Below are 16163 nucleotides of genomic sequence, written 5' to 3' on the forward strand. Positions count from 1 at the left end.
CGGGGGGCGGAGGGGACGGCCGAGGATGTCCGAAGAGCGCCCACCGGGGGCCGAACAACTACTGCCCGAAGTCGTGTGGTTGCTCATAGGATTGGACCGCCCGTGGCGCACCGCGCGGGCTCCGGCCGTCCGTTGGCCGGGTCGGCCGGCAGTCCGCGCCCGGGGAGGTGAGCTCCGTTGACCGCGTCACACCGGATGGATCCGGCGGGCGGCTGCCCGCACGCCGCCAACGCCGAGCTGCTCGCCGCCGGCGCGGTGGCCGGGGTGGCGCTCCCCGGTGGCATACCCGGCGTGGCGGTGCTCGGGCACGAGGCGCTGCGGGAGTTCCTCGGGCATCCGGATGTCGCCAAGGGGGCCGAGCACTTCACCGCGCTGCGCGAGGGACGGATACCGGACGGCTGGCCGCTGAAGACCTTCGCCACGGTACGGGGCATGACCACGGCGGACGGCGCCGACCACCGGCGGCTGCGGTCGCTGGTGAGCAGGGCGTTCACCCTCGCCCGGGTGGAGGCCCTGCGGCCGGGGATCGAGCGGCTGACGGCCGGACTGCTGGACGGTCTTGAGCGGGCCGCCGCCACCGGGGACGGCGTCGTGGATCTGCGCCGGCTCTTCGCGCTGCCGCTGCCGCTGGGCGTCATCGGCGAACTGCTCGGTGTGAACGAGGAGTACCGCGAGCGGCTGCATGAGCTGTCGACGCTGGTGGTGAGCACCGACACCGGCCCCGAGGAGGCCGTCGAGGCCAACCGTGAACTGCTGGCGCTTCTCGGCGCGGTCGCGGTGGCCCGTACGGCGGATCCGGGCGACGATCTCACCAGCGCGCTGATCGCGGCTCGCGAGGAGGACGGCGACCGGCTCAGCGAGCCCGAACTGATCGGCACGCTGCTGCTGATGATCGTGGCCGGGCACGAGACCACGCTGAGCCTGATCACCAACGCCGTCCGCGCCCTGTGCGCGCACCGCGATCAGCTCGGCCTGCTCATGGAGGGCCGGGCCGACTGGGCGGACGCGGTGGAGGAGACCCTGCGCTGGGACAGTCCGGTCAGCTTCTTCCCGTTCCGCTATCCGGTCCGTGATCTGACCGTGGACGGCACGGTGATCCCGCGCGGCACTCCGGTCCTGGCCGGTTACTCGGCGGCGGGCCGCGATCCGTCGGCGCACGGCCCCGACGCGGACCGGTTCCGGGTGACCCGGCAGGGGCGCCGTCATCTCTCGCTCGGCCACGGCGCCCACTTCTGTCTGGGTGCGCCGCTGGCGCGAATGGAGGCCGTGACAGCCCTGCGGCAGTTGTTCGTCCGCTTCCCGGAGCTGGATCTCGCGGTCCCGGAGCGGGAACTGCCGCGCCACCCGAGCTTTGTGGGCAACAGCGTCCGGGAACTGCCGGTGCGGCTGAGGCCGTTGGCCGGCGCCGGCCGGACGGGGGGATGACCCGGCTGCGGGGTCAGTCCCGGAGCGCGGGGCGCGACGCCGGGACCTCGCGGACGCTTCGCGCCGGGCTCACCGGGCCGTTCTTCGGCCGGGCCGGCGTGGCGATCATGGGCGGCAGTCCATGGCGGGCGATGAACACCCGGGCGGGCGGGTTCGCCGGGGCGGGACGTCGGGGCTGTTCGGGAGACGGCGGAGGTGCTTCGTCGGTCATGGTCGGCGTCGTCCTTCTCGTTCACGCAAGTAGTCCATGAAGGTACGGCACATACGGGCCATGGCGCGCATATAGACCCAGTTCGCCATGGCTCCCTCGCCGGGTCCGCCCCCGATCAGGTCGTGCCAGTCCTTCAGCGCCCCCTTCGCCCGGACTGTGTGCTCGGTCTCGGGGAAGCCGTTGACAATGTCGACGAGCAACGCGCCGTGGGTGATCAGCCGGGTGGTGAGATCGGCGATCTCCGCGGGCGGGGGCATCAGCCGGTGCGGCGCCAGGGCGCGGTCGGCGTCGAAGGCGACAGCGTCGTGGTCCAGTGCCGCGGTGTGCGCGTTTTCGCCTGTGCCACCTGCTCTGTGGTCTGTCACTGTGGTCACCTTGGCCCCCGTCTTCGTGTGATCAGCGTCCTCGAAGAGAGAACCGTGTAATCGCACTCCACGAGTACCGTGGAGAGCAGGTCTGATGATGAAAGCCATGAACGCTGTGGGGGAGTTGAAGGCATGGCGAGTAATTCACGCATACCCAACACCGGGCTGGCCCTCCTGCTTGAGCAGGCGCGGTGGTCCCGTTCGCAGTTCGCGCAGATCATCAACCGGATGGGCGCCGAAGCCGGTCTTGAGCTTCGTTACGACCAGTCGGCAGTGTCCCACTGGGTCGCGGGTACAACACCGAAGGAGCAGGTCAGGGCGCTGATCGTCGAGGCGTTCGCGCGCAAGCTGAAGCGTCCGGTCACTCATGCGGAAGCCGGCCTGCCGGTCGCGCCGTCCGCTCTCGCCTCCTCCCGCGTCGACACCTTCGAAGAACTCGTCGACATGGGAAAAGCCGATATGGACCCGTCGCGGCGGGGTCTGATCGCCGCGGGGCTGTTCTCCGCCGCCGTCGTGGTCCCGCTCTTCCCCGATCTGGCGCACGCGGCCACCGCGCCGGTCCCGCCTCCCGGGAAGCGGACGGTCCGGATCGGCGCGGCGCAGGTCCAGGCGGTGCGCACGATGACGGTCCGGATCGCGGACATACTCGACGAACTCGGCGGCGGTCACGCGCGTCCGATGGCCGCCGCGTTCCTGGTCAACACGGTCATGCCGTGGCTGAAAGCGGAAGCGGCCGGCGGAGTGCGCAACGACATGCTGGCCGCGGCGTCCGACCTGGTCTATCTGACCGGGTGGATGGCGATGTACGAACGGGCGCACGGGCTCGGCCAGCGGTACTACCTCCGGGCCCTGGAGCTGGCCGGCGCCGCCGAGGACCATGTCACGTACTGCCGCACCCTGCGCGGCATGTCCCTCCAGGCGTCGAACCTCGGCTACGGCAAGCGGGCGCTGGAACTCGCCGACTCGGCCGCCGAGGCGTCACCGAAAGCGGAACCGGGACTGCAGGCGTTTCTGTCCGGGCAGCAGGCGCACGCCGCGGCGATGGTCGGCGACAAGCGCCAGGCGTTCTCCCGGCTCCGGCAGACCGAGGCCGCTCTCACCAAAGCGGAGAACAGACGGGAGTCCATCGGCGGCTACGACCAGACCTCGTATCTCTTCCATGTGTCGCATGTGCTGTACGAGTGCAAGGACCTGCCGGGCTCGATCGCCGCGCTCCAGCAGTCCCTGAAGGCACAGCGCAAGAACGAGCGTCAGGGCCGGGTCCATTTCCTTGCCGTACTGGCCCAGCGCCAGTTGGAATTCGGCCATCTTGAGGCGGCTTGCGGAAGCTGGTCGCAGTTCCTCGACGACTACGAACACGTGTCGACGGCGCGTGGTGACGAGCACTTCGAAACGCTGCGGCGGCTGCTGAAGCCGTACGCGAAGACGCGTGCCGTACGGAGGCTGCGGCCGAGGATGGACGAGGTCGCCGCGCTGAAGGGGTGACGTCGGGCGTGCGCCGGGCCCCGCCCGGCACACGCGCGCGGCACACGCGCGCGGCACACGCACGCGGCACTCAGTGGACGCGTTCGCCGCGCCGCCACACCGCGGAGACCAGGGGGACTCCGGGGCGGTAGGCGAGATGGACATGGCTCGGGGCGTCGAGGAGGGCGAGGTCGGCGCGGGCGCCGGGGGTGAGGCGGCCGATGTCCTGGCGACGCAGGGCCGCCGCGCCGCCGGCCGTCGCCGACCAGACCGCCTCGTCCGGCGTCATGCCCATGTCGCGTACGGCGAGTGCGACGCAGAACGGCATGGACGAGGTGAAGGACGAGCCGGGGTTGCAGTCCGTGGAGAGCGCGACCGTCGCGCCCGCGTCGAGCAGCCTGCGGGCGTCCGGCCAGGGGGCGCGGGTGGAGAATTCCGCGCCGGGCAGCAGCGTCGCCACCGTGTCGCTGTGGGCGAGGGCGTCGACGTCCGCGTCGGTGAGATGGGTGCAGTGGTCCGCCGACGCGGCGTCGAGTTCGACGGCAAGCCGCACTCCGGGGCCCCGGGTGAGCTGGTTGGCGTGGACGCGCGGACGCAGGCCCCTGGCCCTGCCCGCGGTGAGGATCGCACGGGCCTGGTCGCCGTCGAACGCTCCCTCCTCGCAGAACACGTCGATCCAGCGGGCGTGCGGGGCGCAGGCGTCGAGCATCTCGCCGGTGACGAGCGCGACATAGCCCGCGGGGTCGTCGGCGTACTCGGCCGGGACGACATGGGCACCGAGATAGGTGACTTCGTCGGTGTGTTCCCGTGCGACACGGAGCGCGCGGGCCTCGTCCTCGACGGTCAGGCCGTAACCCGACTTGGTCTCCGCGGTGGTGGTGCCCTGGCGGAGCGCCTCGGCCAGATAGCGCGCGACATTCGCGCTCAGCTCGGCGTCGGTCGCGGCGCGGGTCGCCGCGACGGTGGTGCGGATGCCGCCGGCGGAGTAGGGGCGGCCGGACATCCGGGCGTTGAACTCCTGGGTGCGGTCGCCCGCGAAGACGAGGTGGGAGTGGGAGTCCACGAAACCGGGGACGACGGCCCTGCCACCGGCGTCGACGGCGTTGTCAGTGGCGGGTGCTTTGCTTGATTCACCGACCCAGACGACACGGTCGCCCTCGATGACGACGGCCGCGTCCTGGATCAGACCGATGGGGGTTCCGTCTCCGAGGGAGGGATCGTTGGTGACCAGGCCGGCGATGTTGGTGATGGTGGTCGACGCGGCCGGCGCGGTCGGCGCGGTCGGCCCGGTCGGGGGGTTTGTGCTGCTGGTCGTCATCGCGGGGATGTTCTCCTTCGGCGGCTTCGGTCCCGTCGGTGGTGATGGCGTCGGTGGTGGCGGTGGCCGGGTCATGGGCGGTGCGGTCAGCCGCGCAGGGCCCCGATGGACGCGGCGAGGGCGGCGGGGACGTCCGGGACAAGGGTGTGGACCCCGTCCCGTACGAGATGGCGCCCGGCCACGACGGTGTGGCGTACATCCGCCGCGGAGGCGGCGAATACGGCGGTCTCCGCTCCGAGCCTCGGCGGCGGGCCGGCCGTTCTGACCGAGTCCAGGGCGATCGTGACGAGGTCGGCGAGCGCGCCCCGCTCGATGCGGCCCGCCTCGGGCCAGCCGAGCGCCGCGTGACCGTCGGCTGTGGCGGCGTGCAGCAGTGCCGCCGCCGTCCAGTGCCCGCGGGTGCGGGAGCGCAGGCGTTCGTCGAGTTCCATGGCGCGGGCCTCTTCGAGGAGGTCGATCACGGCGTGGCTGTCGCTGCCGAGCGACAGGGGCGAGCCCGCGCGCTGGAGTTGGGCGGCGGGGCCGATGCCGTCGGCCAGATCGCGTTCCGTGGTCGGGCACATGCAGGTGCCGGTGCGGGTGGAGCCCAGCAGGGCGATGTCCTCGACGGTGAGATGGGTGTTGTGGACACCGGTGGTGCGGGCGTCCAGCACACCGTGGTCGGCGAGGAGCTGGGTGGGGGTGCGGCCGTGGACGGCGAGGCAGGCGTCGTTCTCCGCGGTCTGTTCGGAGAGATGCACATGGAGCGGCGCGGCGCGCTCGCGCGCCCACGCGGCGACGGTGGCGAGCTGGTCCGCGGGTACGGCGCGTACGGAGTGGATCGCCGCGCCGATCCGGGCGTGGTCGCTTCCCCGGAGGGCCGAGGCGCGCTCGGCCCAGGCGTCCGCGGTGCCGTCGGAGAAGCGGAGCTGGCGGCGGTCGGGCGGCGCCCCGCCGCGCCGCCCGGTGACGCCGGAGGAGACATAGGCGGTGTCGAGGAGCGTGATCCTGATCCCGGCCTCGGCAGCCGCCGCGATCAGGGCCTCGCCCATCGCGTTCGGATTGTCGTAGGGCGTGCCGCCCGGGGCGTGATGGAGGTAGTGGAATTCCCCGACGGAGGTGATGCCGGCGAGTGCCATCTCGGCGTACACGGCGCGGGCGAGCGCGTGATAGGAGTCCGGCGTGAGCCGGGCGGCGACCCCGTACATCACTTCGCGCCAGGTCCAGAAGGTGCCGGAGCCGACCTGGACGGTGCCCCTGAGGGCCCGGTGAAAGGCGTGGGAGTGGGCGTTGGCCAGGCCGGGGAGGGTCAGTCCGCGCAGGACGGTGGCGCCGGCGGGCGGGGTCTCCGTCCCGGAGCGGACCTCGGTGATCCGGCCGTCCGCGACGAACACGGCCACGCCGGGCTCGACATGGTTGTCGAGCCAGGCGTGCTCCAGCCAGTACGCGGCGCCGCCGCGCGTGTCCGGGGTCGCCCGCGCGCCGGATGTCTCCTGGGTGCTGTGTGCGGCCCGCGGCCCGCGCGGCCCCGCTGTGGACCCCGTCATGCGCACGCGAGTCCTTCCAGTACGTCGGCGAGTGCCAGCACTCCGGCCACGCAGTCGTCCTCGGCCGCGTATTCGGCCGGCGAGTGCGAGACCCCGGTGGGGTTCCGCACGAACAGCATGGCGGTGGGGACGGAGGCGGAGAGGATACCGGCGTCATGTCCGGCGCCGGTGCCGAGGACGGGGAGCCGCCCGCCGAGGATCTTGCCCAGCTCGTCCCGCAGGGCGTGCTCGAACTCGACGACCGGGGTGAAGGACTCCTGGACGACCCGCAGCTCGACACCGGCCCGGTCCGCGTGTTCGCGGGCGGCGGCCTCGATACCGGCGACGACGGTGTCCAGGGCGGCCTGGTCGGCGGCGCGGGAGTCCAGCCAGCCGCGGACGAGGGAGGGGATGGCGTTGACGCCGTTGGGTTCGACGGAGATCTTGCCGAAGGTGGCGAGGGCTCCGGCGAGTTCGGCCTCGCGGCGGGCGGCGAGGACGGTCTCGGCATAGGTCAGCATCGGGTCGCGGCGGTCGGCGAGACGGGTGGTGCCCGCGTGGTTGGCCTCGCCCCGGAAGTCGAACCGCCAGCGGCCGTGCGGCCAGATCGCGGAGGCGATACCGACGGGGTCGCCGGACAGGTCGAGCGCGCGGCCCTGTTCGACATGCAGCTCGATGAACGCGCCGATCCCGGCGAGGCGTTCGGAGTCGGGACCGATGGCGGACGGGTCGTGGCCGGCCGCCTCCATCGCGCGGGTCAGCGGGACGCCCTCGCCGTCGCGCAGCTCATGGGCCTTCTCGACGGTGAGCTGTCCCGCGGTGAGCCGGGAGCCCACGCAGGCGAGCCCGAAGCGCGCGCCTTCCTCGTCGCCGAAGTTGGTGATGGCCAGCGGCTTGGCGAACCGGGCTCCCCTGCGGCGGAGTTCGTCGAGAGCGGCGAAGGAGGACACCACACCGAGCGGCCCGTCGAAGGCGCCGCCGTCGGGCACGGAGTCCAGATGGGACCCGGTGACGACGGCGTCCCCGGCGGACGGGTCACCGAGCCAGGCCCACTGGTTGCCGTTGCGGTCGAGTTCGTAGGCCAGCCCACGGGTCTCGGCCTGCTCCCGGAACCACGCCCGGCAGTCGGCGTCGGCCCCGTTCCAGGCGTACCGCCGGTAGCCGCCGCTGCCCGCGTCGCGTCCGACAGGGGCGAGATCCCGCCACATCTCCTGGAAGGAGGGCGGCTCGAACGAGCCGGTGCCCGCGCGGTCCGCCGTGGTGCGTGCCCCCGCCGGTCCCTGGTCCCGTGTCACTTGCCCTCCCGCATCGGGACCCGGACACCGCGCTCGTCCGCGACCGCTTCCGCGATCTCGTAGCCGGCGTCGACATGCCGGATGACGCCCATGCCCGGGTCGTTGGTGAGGACACGGCGGATCTTCTCGCCCGCGAGCTTCGTACCGTCGGCCACCGTGACCTGGCCGGCGTGGATGGAACGGCCCATGCCGACACCGCCGCCGTGGTGGATGGAGACCCAGGAGGCCCCGGAGGCGACATTGACCATGGCGTTGAGAAGGGGCCAGTCGGCGATGGCGTCGGAGCCGTCGAGCATGGCCTCGGTCTCGCGGTACGGGGAGGCGACCGAGCCGGCGTCGAGATGGTCGCGGCCGATGACCACCGGCGCCGCCAGTTCGCCGCTCGCGACCATGTCGTTGAAGCGCTCGCCGGCCCTGTCCCGCTCGCCGTAGCCGAGCCAGCAGATCCGGGCCGGCAGGCCCTGGAAGTGGACGCGTTCGCCGGCCAGCTTGATCCAGCGGTGCAGCGACGCGTTCTGGACGGACTCGTCCTCGGGGAAGAGGTCGAGGATCGCCCGGTCGGTCTTGTGGATGTCGGACGCCTCGCCCGAGAGCGCGGCCCAGCGGAACGGTCCCTTGCCCTCGCTGAACAGCGGCCGGATATAGGCGGGCACGAAGCCGGGAAAGGCGAAGGCCCGGTCATAGCCAGCGAGCTGGGCCTCGCCCCGGATGGAGTTGCCGTAGTCGAAGACCTCGGCCCCCGCGTCCATGAAGCCGACCATCGCCTCCACATGCCGTGCCATCGACTCACGGGCGCGCTGGGTGAAGTCGGCGGGCTTCTCGGCGGCGTAGGAGGCCATGTCGGCGAAGTCGACGCCGAGCGGCAGATACGCCAGCGGATCGTGCGCGGAGGTCTGGTCCGTGACGATGTCGACCGGGGCGCCCTCGGCGAGCATCCTCGGCAGCAGCTCCGCCGCGTTGCCGAGCAGTCCGACGGAGAGCGGACGCCGGGCGTCCCGGGCCTCCGTGGCGAGCTGGAGGGCGTGCTCCAGGCTGTCGGCCCGCACATCGAGATAGCGGTGCTCGATCCGGCGGTCGATGGCACGCGGGTCGCAGTCGATACAGATCGCGACGCCGTCGTTCATGGTCACGGCGAGCGGCTGGGCGCCGCCCATGCCGCCGAGACCGGCGGTGAGCGTGATCGTCCCGGCGAGCGTGCCGCCGAACTTCTTCGCGGCGACGGCGGCGAACGTCTCGTAGGTGCCCTGGAGGATGCCCTGGGTGCCGATGTAGATCCATGAACCGGCCGTCATCTGGCCGTACATGGTGAGGCCCAGGGCCTCCAGACGCCGGAACTCCTCCCAGTTCGCCCAGTCGCCGACCAGGTTGGAGTTGGCGATCAGCACGCGCGGCGCCCACTCGTGGGTTTGCAGCACGCCCACCGGACGGCCGGACTGGACGAGCATCGTCTCGTCCTGCTTGAGCGTCCGCAGCGTACGCACCATGGCGTCGAAGGAGCGCCAGTCACGGGCGGCCCGGCCCGTGCCGCCGTAGACGACGAGCTTGTCGGGGTGCTCCGCGACCTCGGGGTCGAGGTTGTTCTGGAGCATGCGGAGGGCGGCCTCCTGCTGCCATCCCAGGGCGCTCAGTTCCGTACCGCGCGGTGCCCGTACGGGGCGGGGTCCTGACATGGCGGTGCCTCCTCCATGGTGGGCCTGTTGGCTTATCTATTCACATCCTGACTGGATGAATAGTTGTAGTCAACAGCTGCGGGGCCGCCCGCCCGGTGATTGGCTGACGCCCATGGCTTCGGATCAGCACAACGGTCAGAACACGGATCACGGCACGCCGGGCGCCCCGGACAGCGGCAGCGGCGCGGCGGCCCGCCGCCACCGGGCGGTGCGCGCGGCGGTGGAGCAGGGGCTGATCTCCGGGACGGAACCCGTCGTGGCGCTGCTCGACGTGGCGGGAATCCGCTCCTCCGCCGCCGCGCTCCGCACCGCCTTCGAAGAGGTCACCGCGCCTGGCACCGCTGTCCTGCACGCCTTCGCGGTAAAGGCCGCGCCGCTGGTGGCCGTCCTGCGCCTGCTGTCCGAGCAGGGCATCGGCGCCGAGGTGGCGAGCCCGGGAGAGCTGGCCCTCGCGCGCGCCGCCGGCGTCCCGGCCGGCCGCACCGTCCTCGACTCCCCCGCCAAGACCACCGCCGAGCTGCGTGAGGCGCTCGCCCAGGGCGTCGCCGTGAACGCCGACAACCCGCAGGAGCTGGCGCGGATCGACGCGCTGATCAGCTCGGGCGCCAGCCGCTCCCCGCTCGGCCTGCGGGTCAATCCCCAGCTCGGCGCGGGCTCCATCGGCGCCCTGTCCACCGCGACCGCCACCTCGAAGTTCGGCGTCGCGCTGCGCGACGAGGGCGCGCTCGACTGGATCGTCCGGGCGTTTCTGGACCGCCCCTGGCTGACCCGGCTGCACACCCACTCCGGCTCGCAGGGCGTTCCGCTGGAACTCATGGCCCAGGGCGTACGGACGGTCTACGAGCTGGCCGAGGAGATCAACGCGGCCGCCGGCCGCCGGCAGATCGACACCGTCGACATCGGCGGCGGCCTCCCGGTCAACTTCGGCTCCGACGAGGAGACCCCGACGTACGCGGACTACGCCCGGCTGCTCAAGGAGACGGTGCCGGGACTGCTGGACGGCCGCTACGGGCTGGTGACGGAGTTCGGCCGCTCCCTGCTCGCCAAGCACGGCCTGGTCCTCGCCCGGGTCGAATACGCCAAGTCCGCCGGCGGCCGGCCCATCGCGGTGACCCACGCGGGCGCCCAGGTCGCCGCCCGTACCGTCTACGTCCCCGCCTCCTGGCCCCTGCGCATCGCCGCGTACGACGCCGGGGGACGGCCGAAGCAGGGCCCCGCCGTGGCCCAGGACATCGCGGGCCCGGCCTGCTTCGCGGGCGACCTGCTCGCCGAGAACCGGCCGCTGCCGCTGCTCGAACAGGATGACCTCGTCGCGGCCCTCGACACCGGCGCCTACTACTTCAGCAACCACTACGCCTACAACAGCCTGGCGAGGCCCGGCATTCACGGCTTCACGACGGCCCCCGAGAGCGAGGGCGGCGGGGTGCGCTTCGCGACGGTACGGGCCCCGCAGACGGTCGAGGAGATCGTCCACGAGTCGGGCGGCACCTACCGCGACGCGCTGCTCGGCGGCTGACCGCGCCCGGGGCCTCGATCTGGCGGTCGCCGCGGCCGGCAACACCGATGTCGTCCGCGCCAAGGTCCGCACCATGGAACTGCTCGGCATCAAGGACGAGATCGAGGACATCCTGATCACTCTCGGCGGCCAGTACCACCTGATCCGGCTGCTCAAGGGACGCGGCAACGCCGGTCTCTTCCTTTATCTGGCGCTGGACAAGTCACGGGCGAATCTGGCGATGGCACGCCATCAGCTCATGAAGATCGAGGCCGGTCTGGAGGTCTGAGGCGGACGGCGCCGCCCCGCCGGTTCAGCGGCGGCGCCGTGCCCCGCCGGGCGCGGCGTCACCGGCTCCGGTCCCGGTGGTCCGGTAGCCCTTCACCAGCTTGCCGGTGGGCCGCCCGGCCCCGGCCCAGTCGGTACGCACCCACAGCAGCGCGTCGTCCCGGCGCTCACGGCGGCCCAGCCACACCGCCTTGAGCCAGAGTCCGGCGCCCGCGCCCGCCAGGGCCGCGCCGCCCGCCACCGGCAGCGCGAACGAACTCGCCACGGCCAGCAGGAAACCGGCCGCGAGCCACCAGCGGTGCGACCACCGCCAGTTCCGCAGGGTCACGGCGCGGTCCTGGAGGTAGTCGAACTTCCCGGCGCGCGAGGCCCGTTCCGCCCACGCCGTATATCCACGCCGGCGTACGAGCGCGACCACGGCGGCGCACACCACAAAGAGCGCCGCGCCCGCGTAGACACCGATCCTGCGCCCGGTCAGTCCGGGGATCAGGAATCCGATCCCGGCGGCGAGCACCCCCAGCCACCAGAGCGGGACCGCGCCCGCCCGCACGATCACTGCCACCCGTGCCAGAGACTGCCCTCCGCGCCCCACTGCCTGCCTCCTCATGCCTGTGTGTGGCGGCAGATTAATGGCGTTCTCTGAGCATTTCGTGAGAACGAGGGAAGCTCACCCGGGCTCGCCCTCACACACCCGGCTCCGCTCCGGCTCACGCGGGCGCGAGGGCTCCCGCCATTCGGCTGTTCGACTGTTCGGCTATGCGGCTATGCGGCTATTCGACGAACAGCCCGCGCGCCGCCGCGCGCGCGTCGAAGTCCTCCAGCCGCGCCTGCGCGTCCGGCAGGTCGTCGCACATCGCCTCCAACAGCACCCGTCCCAGCAGCATCGGCGCACACGCCGTGTCGAAGGCGAGGCCCGTGCCGACGGCCGCGGGGATCAGCAGATCGCTGTGTTTGGCGACCGGCGCGAAGGCGGAATCGGCGACGGTCACCACCGTCAGTCCGGCCGACCGCGCGTACGCCAGCGTCTCCACGACCTCCTTCGGATGGCGCGGCAGCGCGAAACAGAGCAACGCGCTGGCGCCCGCGTTCAGGGCCGCGTCGATCCGGTCGGGCAGCATCGTGCCGCCCTCGTCCAGCAGCCGTACGTCCGGATGGACCTTGGCCGCGAAGTACGAGAAACCACGGGCTTGCGAGGAAGCCGCGCGCAGCCCCAGCACCGGCAGCGGACGGGAGGCGGCGAGCAGCCGGCCGGCCCGCTCGACCGGCGCCGGGTCCGCGAGAAGCTCGGCGAGGTGCCGCAGATTCTCGATCTCGCCCTGGACGGCCTGCTGGTACTCGTTGTACGCGGACTCGCCGCCCGCCGGCTCGGCGGGCGCCACCTCCCGCAGATGTCTGCGCAGCGCCGGATAGCCGTCGAAGCCGAGGGCGACCGCGAAGCGGGTGACGGACGGCTGGCTGACCCCGGCCAGGTCCGCCAGCTCGACGCTCGACAGGAACGGCACGTCCGCGGCCCGCCGCACCATGCTGTGCGCGATGCGCCGCTGGGTGGGGGTCAGCCGGTGGCCCTCGAAGAGCTGCTGGAGTCGGGCGGCAGGGCTGTCGCTCATGCGATCCCCCTTGTGGTGTCGTGGCTCTGGTGGTCCGCCGGATCCTCCGCCGGACCGGACCGCGGGCCGTCCACCAGACCGGCGAACCGGTCGAGCAGCGCGGCTGCCGCCGTCACATCATCGGTCAACGGCCGGTCGGAGACCGCCTCGTCGAGCACGGTCTCGGCCAGCCCGAAGGCGCGGCCGACCGGAAGACCGGGCTCCGGCCGCAGCCCGCGCTGGCGCAGCGCCCTGACGGCGGCGACGAGTTCGCAGCCGACGACCAGGCGGTACGCGTTGCCCGCCCGGAGCGTCTGGCGCGCGGCCAGCGAGGCGAAGCTGGCCTGCTCCTCCACGCCCCGGGACAGTACCGCGTGGCCGAGCGAGGCCGGTGCGGAGTACGCGCGCAGATCGCCGAGCGCGGCCCCGGCCGCGTACTCCAGGATCATCACGCCGGAGCTGGCGGGTTCGGCGTCGGCGAGGAAGGGCCGCAGCCTGGTGAAGGCGGGTTCGTTCAGGGCCGAGAGCCGGGACGTGGACAGGCGCGCGGTCTGGACGAGGGAGAGCCTGAAGTGGTCCAGCGCCAGCGCGAGTTGGGCCAGATAGAAACCACCGTGGTGATAGGCGGCGGGGATCGGGTCGGCCTCCGTGCCGGCGATGATCAGCGGATTCTCGGCAGCCGCGTTGATCTCGACGGCGAGCGTGCTCTCCAGCGCGTCGGCCGCGTCGCGCGCCGGACCGTGGATCTGCGGTACGCAGCGGAAGCCGTACGGGTCCTGGATCCGGCCGAGCGGCGGCCCCGGCCGCGCGGGCGCGCCGAGGATCCGGCGCATCCGGGCGGCGACGGCGTACGAGCCCGGGTGCCGGCGGGCCGCGTGCACGGGCTCCGCGTACGCCTCGTAGGAGCCGTCGACGGCCAGCAGTGAGAGGGCGGCGACCAGTTCGGTGGCGGCGATGAGCCGGCGCAGCTCGTCGAGGGCGAGCGCGGACTGCCCCAGTGTCAGGGCGTTGCTGCTGATCAGCGCGAGGGCGTCGTTGTTGTCGAGAGGCTGTGGCTCGGGCGCCCGGCCGCCGCGCCAGGGATGTTCGCCGGCGAGGGCGAGGCCCAGCTGGGCGAGGGCCGCGATGTCGCCCGTGCCGACCGAACCGAATTCGTTCACCACGGGATGGGCGCCGTGCTCCAGGGCCTGGCAGAGCGCGGTGACGACGGTCGGCCGCAGCCCCGCGCCTCCGGCGAGGAGCTGATTGGCCCGGACGGCGAGCATGGCCCGGACCTCGCGGGCGGGCAGGGGTTCGCCGATCGCGCCCGCGTGGCTGCGCAGCAGACGCAGGCCGTGATCGGCGGCGGCCTCGGTGGGCACGGCCTCGGTGCGGTTGGCGCCGACGCCGGTGGAGCGTCCGTACACCCGGCCCGAGGCGGCCAGTTCCCGCGCGACGTGCCAGCTCCGCTCGACACGCTTCATCGCCTCGGTGCCGGGTACGGGACGGGCGGCGCCGTCGGCCAGCCTGACGACATCGGCGACCGGGAGGCTCAGTCCGTCCAGGACGACAAGGGCCGTGCTCGCGGCCGGCGAGTCCATCATGTGGGACGACATCATGCGCGAATGCCTCCTATTCGGACGCGATGTCTTGCCTCGCGGTCATCCGTAACCAGCGATTTACCCGCGGGCATTGACAATCTATTCAGTCACCAAGAACTCTGCATGACTATATGCAAGCCGGGCAAGGGACGAGTGATGATCGAATTCGACACCGTGCACAAACGCTTCCCCAACGGCACCACGGCGGTCCACGACCTCACGCTGGAGATGCCGGAGGGCGGTATCACCGTCCTGGTGGGCTCCTCCGGATGCGGTAAGACGACCACGCTTCGCATGATCAACCGGATGGTCGAGCCGACCTCCGGCACCATCCGGGTGGGCGGCAAGGACGTCCTGCGGCAGGACGCCGCCGAGCTGCGGCGCGGTATCGGCTATGTCATCCAGCAGTCGGGCCTCTTCCCGCACCGCACGGTCCTCGACAACATCGCGACCGTTCCGCTGCTGCTGGGCTGGGGCCGGAAGAAGGCCCGGGCAAGAGCGGCGGAGCTGCTGGAGACGGTGGGCCTGACGGCGGAGACCGGCAAGCGCTACCCGCACCAGCTCTCCGGCGGTCAGCAGCAGCGCGTGGGCGTCGCCCGGGCACTCGCCGCCGATCCGCCGGTGCTGCTGATGGACGAGCCCTTCGGCGCGGTCGACCCGGTCGTGAGGACCCAGCTCCAGGACGAACTTCTCCGCCTCCAGCAGGAGTTGAACAAGACCATCGCCTTTGTCACCCATGACATCGACGAGGCGGTACGGCTCGGTGACCGCATCGCCGTCTTCCGCACCGGCGGCCATCTCGTGCAGTGCGCCACACCCACCGAGCTGCTGGCCCGGCCCGCGGACGACTTCGTCGCGGACTTCCTCGGCGCGGAACGCGAACTCAAGCTGCTGTCGCTGACCACCCTCGGCGGCCTGCCCCGGCAGCGGGCCGTCACGGTACGGGCGGACGAGCCCCTCCCCCGGCCCGGCTCCGGACCCCATCTCGTCGTCTCCGCCCGGGACGAACCACTCGGCTGGCTCGACCCGGACACCGCGCGCGACGCGGACCGGTCCGGCGACGCGCCGCTGGGGCCGGTCCGTCCGCTGCGCGACACGGATTCCCTGCTCGCGGCCCTCAACGAGTCGATCGCCTCGCCCGCCGGCCTGATCGCCCGGGTCGACACGGACGGCGTCCTGACCGGCGTCACCTCCCGCGAGACGGTCCACGAGCACGCGGGCCGCCGCCATCAGGAGGCGGCGCGGGGCGCGACGCCCGTCAGGGCCGCCGCCACCACCGGTGACGGGAGCGCGACCGTATGACCATCGAGTGGGCGTGGATATCCGACCACGCGGGCGATCTCACCACCCTCACCCTCTCCCACCTCCAGGCCGCCCTGACGGCCGTCCTGCTCGGGCTGCTGATCTCACTGCCGCTGGCCGTCCTCGCACACCGGGTCCGGCCGCTGCGCGGCTTCCTCCTCGGGCTCTCCAACGTCCTGTTCACGATCCCGTCCATCGCGGTCTTCGTGCTGCTGCTGCCCGTCTCGGGACTGACCAGGACCACCACCGTCATCGGCCTGACGATCTACACGCTCGTGGTCCTGCTGCGGAACACCGTCGAGGGGCTCGACTCCGTCCCGGCCAGGGCCCGCGAGGCCGCGGTCGCCATGGGCACCCGGCCGCTGCGGACACTCCTCACCGTCGAACTGCCCCTCGCGCTCCCGGTGATCATGGCGGGCGTACGGATCGCCACGGTCATGTCGATCTCGCTCGTCAGCGTCGCCACCTACATCGGCGACGGCGGCCTGGGCCAGCTCTTCACCGACGGTTTCCAGCGCGACTTCCCGACACCGGTGATCGCCGGTGTCGTGCTGACCCTGCTGCTCGCCCTGGTCGCGGACGCGCTGCTGGTGGCCCTGCAGTACGTCCTCACGCCCTGGACCAGGCAGCGGCACACACAGGGCGGGAGGGCCTGACCC

Annotated in this window: 14 protein-coding genes and 1 pseudogene; 6 read left to right on the forward strand and 9 right to left on the reverse strand. The window is 72.3% G+C overall.

The genetic code is table 11. The features are described 5' to 3' along the window. Positions 1-195 precede the first annotated feature (195 nt). Complete coding sequence (locus tag ABZ707_RS08760; RefSeq protein ID WP_360171276.1) at positions 196-1425, forward strand: cytochrome P450; 1230 nt, start codon at positions 196-198, stop codon at positions 1423-1425. Positions 1426-1438: 13 nt separating this feature from the next. Here the strand turns inward: ABZ707_RS08760 and ABZ707_RS08765 are convergent, their stop codons facing one another. Together ABZ707_RS08765 and ABZ707_RS08770 are read right to left on the reverse strand one after the other, a co-directional pair. After that, positions 1439-1636, reverse strand: a complete 198-nt coding sequence (locus tag ABZ707_RS08765) for a hypothetical protein (RefSeq protein WP_360170068.1) — start codon at positions 1634-1636, stop codon at positions 1439-1441. Then, positions 1633-2001, reverse strand: coding sequence for a DUF6415 family natural product biosynthesis protein (locus ABZ707_RS08770; protein WP_360170071.1), 369 nt, complete (start codon positions 1999-2001; stop codon positions 1633-1635). Before ABZ707_RS08770 ends, ABZ707_RS08765 begins: the two co-directional genes overlap by 4 nt. A gap of 132 nt (positions 2002-2133) precedes the next feature. Between ABZ707_RS08770 and ABZ707_RS08775 the strand changes: the two genes are divergently transcribed. Further along, positions 2134-3486, forward strand: coding sequence for a hypothetical protein (locus ABZ707_RS08775; RefSeq protein WP_360170074.1), 1353 nt, complete (start codon positions 2134-2136; stop codon positions 3484-3486). Positions 3487-3556: 70 nt separating this feature from the next. Here ABZ707_RS08775 and hutI read toward each other — a convergent pair whose 3' ends face one another. The 4 genes from hutI to hutU form a co-directional block, all read right to left on the reverse strand. Then, a complete protein-coding gene (gene hutI / locus ABZ707_RS08780) occupies positions 3557-4783 on the reverse strand; it encodes an imidazolonepropionase (protein ID WP_360170077.1) in 1227 nt (408 codons plus the stop codon). 86 nt (positions 4784-4869) lie between these two features. After that, on the reverse strand, positions 4870-6309 hold the full coding sequence (locus tag ABZ707_RS08785) for a formimidoylglutamate deiminase (protein ID WP_360170080.1): 1440 nt from the start codon (positions 6307-6309) through the stop codon (positions 4870-4872). Then, a complete protein-coding gene (locus ABZ707_RS08790; RefSeq protein ID WP_360171279.1) occupies positions 6306-7496 on the reverse strand; it encodes an allantoate amidohydrolase in 1191 nt (396 codons plus the stop codon). Before ABZ707_RS08790 ends, ABZ707_RS08785 begins: the two co-directional genes overlap by 4 nt. Before the next feature lie 83 nt (positions 7497-7579). Further along, positions 7580-9253 (reverse strand): urocanate hydratase, encoded by a 1674-nt coding sequence (hutU, locus tag ABZ707_RS08795; protein WP_360170083.1) that lies wholly within the window; start codon positions 9251-9253, stop codon positions 7580-7582. 112 nt (positions 9254-9365) lie between these two features. Between hutU and ABZ707_RS08800 the strand changes: the two genes are divergently transcribed. Beyond that, on the forward strand, positions 9366-10769 hold the full coding sequence (locus tag ABZ707_RS08800; protein WP_360170086.1) for a diaminopimelate decarboxylase: 1404 nt from the start codon (positions 9366-9368) through the stop codon (positions 10767-10769). A gap of 13 nt (positions 10770-10782) precedes the next feature. After that, a pseudogene (locus ABZ707_RS08805) lies at positions 10783-11037 on the forward strand (hypothetical protein); the annotation flags it as partial. Positions 11038-11061: 24 nt separating this feature from the next. On the opposite strand, the gene ABZ707_RS08810 reads toward ABZ707_RS08805, so the two are convergent. The 3 genes from ABZ707_RS08810 to ABZ707_RS08820 all read right to left on the reverse strand — a co-directional run bounded on the left by ABZ707_RS08810 (position 11062) and on the right by ABZ707_RS08820 (position 14217). Next, positions 11062-11628, reverse strand: coding sequence for a hypothetical protein (locus tag ABZ707_RS08810; RefSeq protein ID WP_360170089.1), 567 nt, complete (start codon positions 11626-11628; stop codon positions 11062-11064). Positions 11629-11806: 178 nt separating this feature from the next. Beyond that, on the reverse strand, positions 11807-12643 hold the full coding sequence (locus ABZ707_RS08815) for a MurR/RpiR family transcriptional regulator (protein WP_360170092.1): 837 nt from the start codon (positions 12641-12643) through the stop codon (positions 11807-11809). Then, entirely contained in the window at positions 12640-14217 is a 1578-nt protein-coding gene (locus ABZ707_RS08820) for an aromatic amino acid ammonia-lyase (RefSeq protein WP_360171282.1), read from the reverse strand. The genes ABZ707_RS08815 and ABZ707_RS08820 overlap by 4 nt, the downstream gene beginning before the upstream one ends. Before the next feature lie 141 nt (positions 14218-14358). Between ABZ707_RS08820 and ABZ707_RS08825 the strand changes: the two genes are divergently transcribed. Both ABZ707_RS08825 and ABZ707_RS08830 read left to right on the forward strand, forming a co-directional pair. Then, positions 14359-15504: an ATP-binding cassette domain-containing protein gene (locus ABZ707_RS08825; RefSeq protein WP_360171285.1), complete on the forward strand. Its 1146-nt coding sequence runs from the start codon at positions 14359-14361 to the stop codon at positions 15502-15504. Beyond that, positions 15501-16160 (forward strand): ABC transporter permease, encoded by a 660-nt coding sequence (locus tag ABZ707_RS08830; protein WP_360170095.1) that lies wholly within the window; start codon positions 15501-15503, stop codon positions 16158-16160. The genes ABZ707_RS08825 and ABZ707_RS08830 overlap by 4 nt, the downstream gene beginning before the upstream one ends. Positions 16161-16163: the final 3 nt, after the last annotated feature.

The sequence above is a fragment of the Streptomyces sp. NPDC006923 genome, from assembly GCF_040635655.1.
Lineage (GTDB): Bacteria > Actinomycetota > Actinomycetes > Streptomycetales > Streptomycetaceae > Streptomyces.

What these genes read in the sequence shown, in the direction of transcription:
- hutU (WP_360170083.1), bottom strand. Translation starts at nt 9,253, where the DNA reads ATGTCAGGACCCCGCCCCGTACGGGCACCGCGCGGTACGGAACTGAGC.
- hutI (WP_360170077.1), bottom strand. Translation starts at nt 4,783, where the DNA reads ATGACGACCAGCAGCACAAACCCCCCGACCGGGCCGACCGCGCCGACC.
- ABZ707_RS08785 (WP_360170080.1), bottom strand. Translation starts at nt 6,309, where the DNA reads ATGACGGGGTCCACAGCGGGGCCGCGCGGGCCGCGGGCCGCACACAGC.
- ABZ707_RS08820 (WP_360171282.1), bottom strand. Translation starts at nt 14,217, where the DNA reads ATGTCGTCCCACATGATGGACTCGCCGGCCGCGAGCACGGCCCTTGTC.
- ABZ707_RS08765 (WP_360170068.1), bottom strand. Translation starts at nt 1,636, where the DNA reads ATGACCGACGAAGCACCTCCGCCGTCTCCCGAACAGCCCCGACGTCCC.
- ABZ707_RS08790 (WP_360171279.1), bottom strand. Translation starts at nt 7,496, where the DNA reads ATGTGGCGGGATCTCGCCCCTGTCGGACGCGACGCGGGCAGCGGCGGC.
- ABZ707_RS08775 (WP_360170074.1), top strand. Translation starts at nt 2,134, where the DNA reads ATGGCGAGTAATTCACGCATACCCAACACCGGGCTGGCCCTCCTGCTT.
- ABZ707_RS08800 (WP_360170086.1), top strand. Translation starts at nt 9,366, where the DNA reads ATGGCTTCGGATCAGCACAACGGTCAGAACACGGATCACGGCACGCCG.
- ABZ707_RS08815 (WP_360170092.1), bottom strand. Translation starts at nt 12,643, where the DNA reads ATGAGCGACAGCCCTGCCGCCCGACTCCAGCAGCTCTTCGAGGGCCAC.
- ABZ707_RS08830 (WP_360170095.1), top strand. Translation starts at nt 15,501, where the DNA reads ATGACCATCGAGTGGGCGTGGATATCCGACCACGCGGGCGATCTCACC.
- ABZ707_RS08760 (WP_360171276.1), top strand. Translation starts at nt 196, where the DNA reads ATGGATCCGGCGGGCGGCTGCCCGCACGCCGCCAACGCCGAGCTGCTC.
- ABZ707_RS08825 (WP_360171285.1), top strand. Translation starts at nt 14,359, where the DNA reads ATGATCGAATTCGACACCGTGCACAAACGCTTCCCCAACGGCACCACG.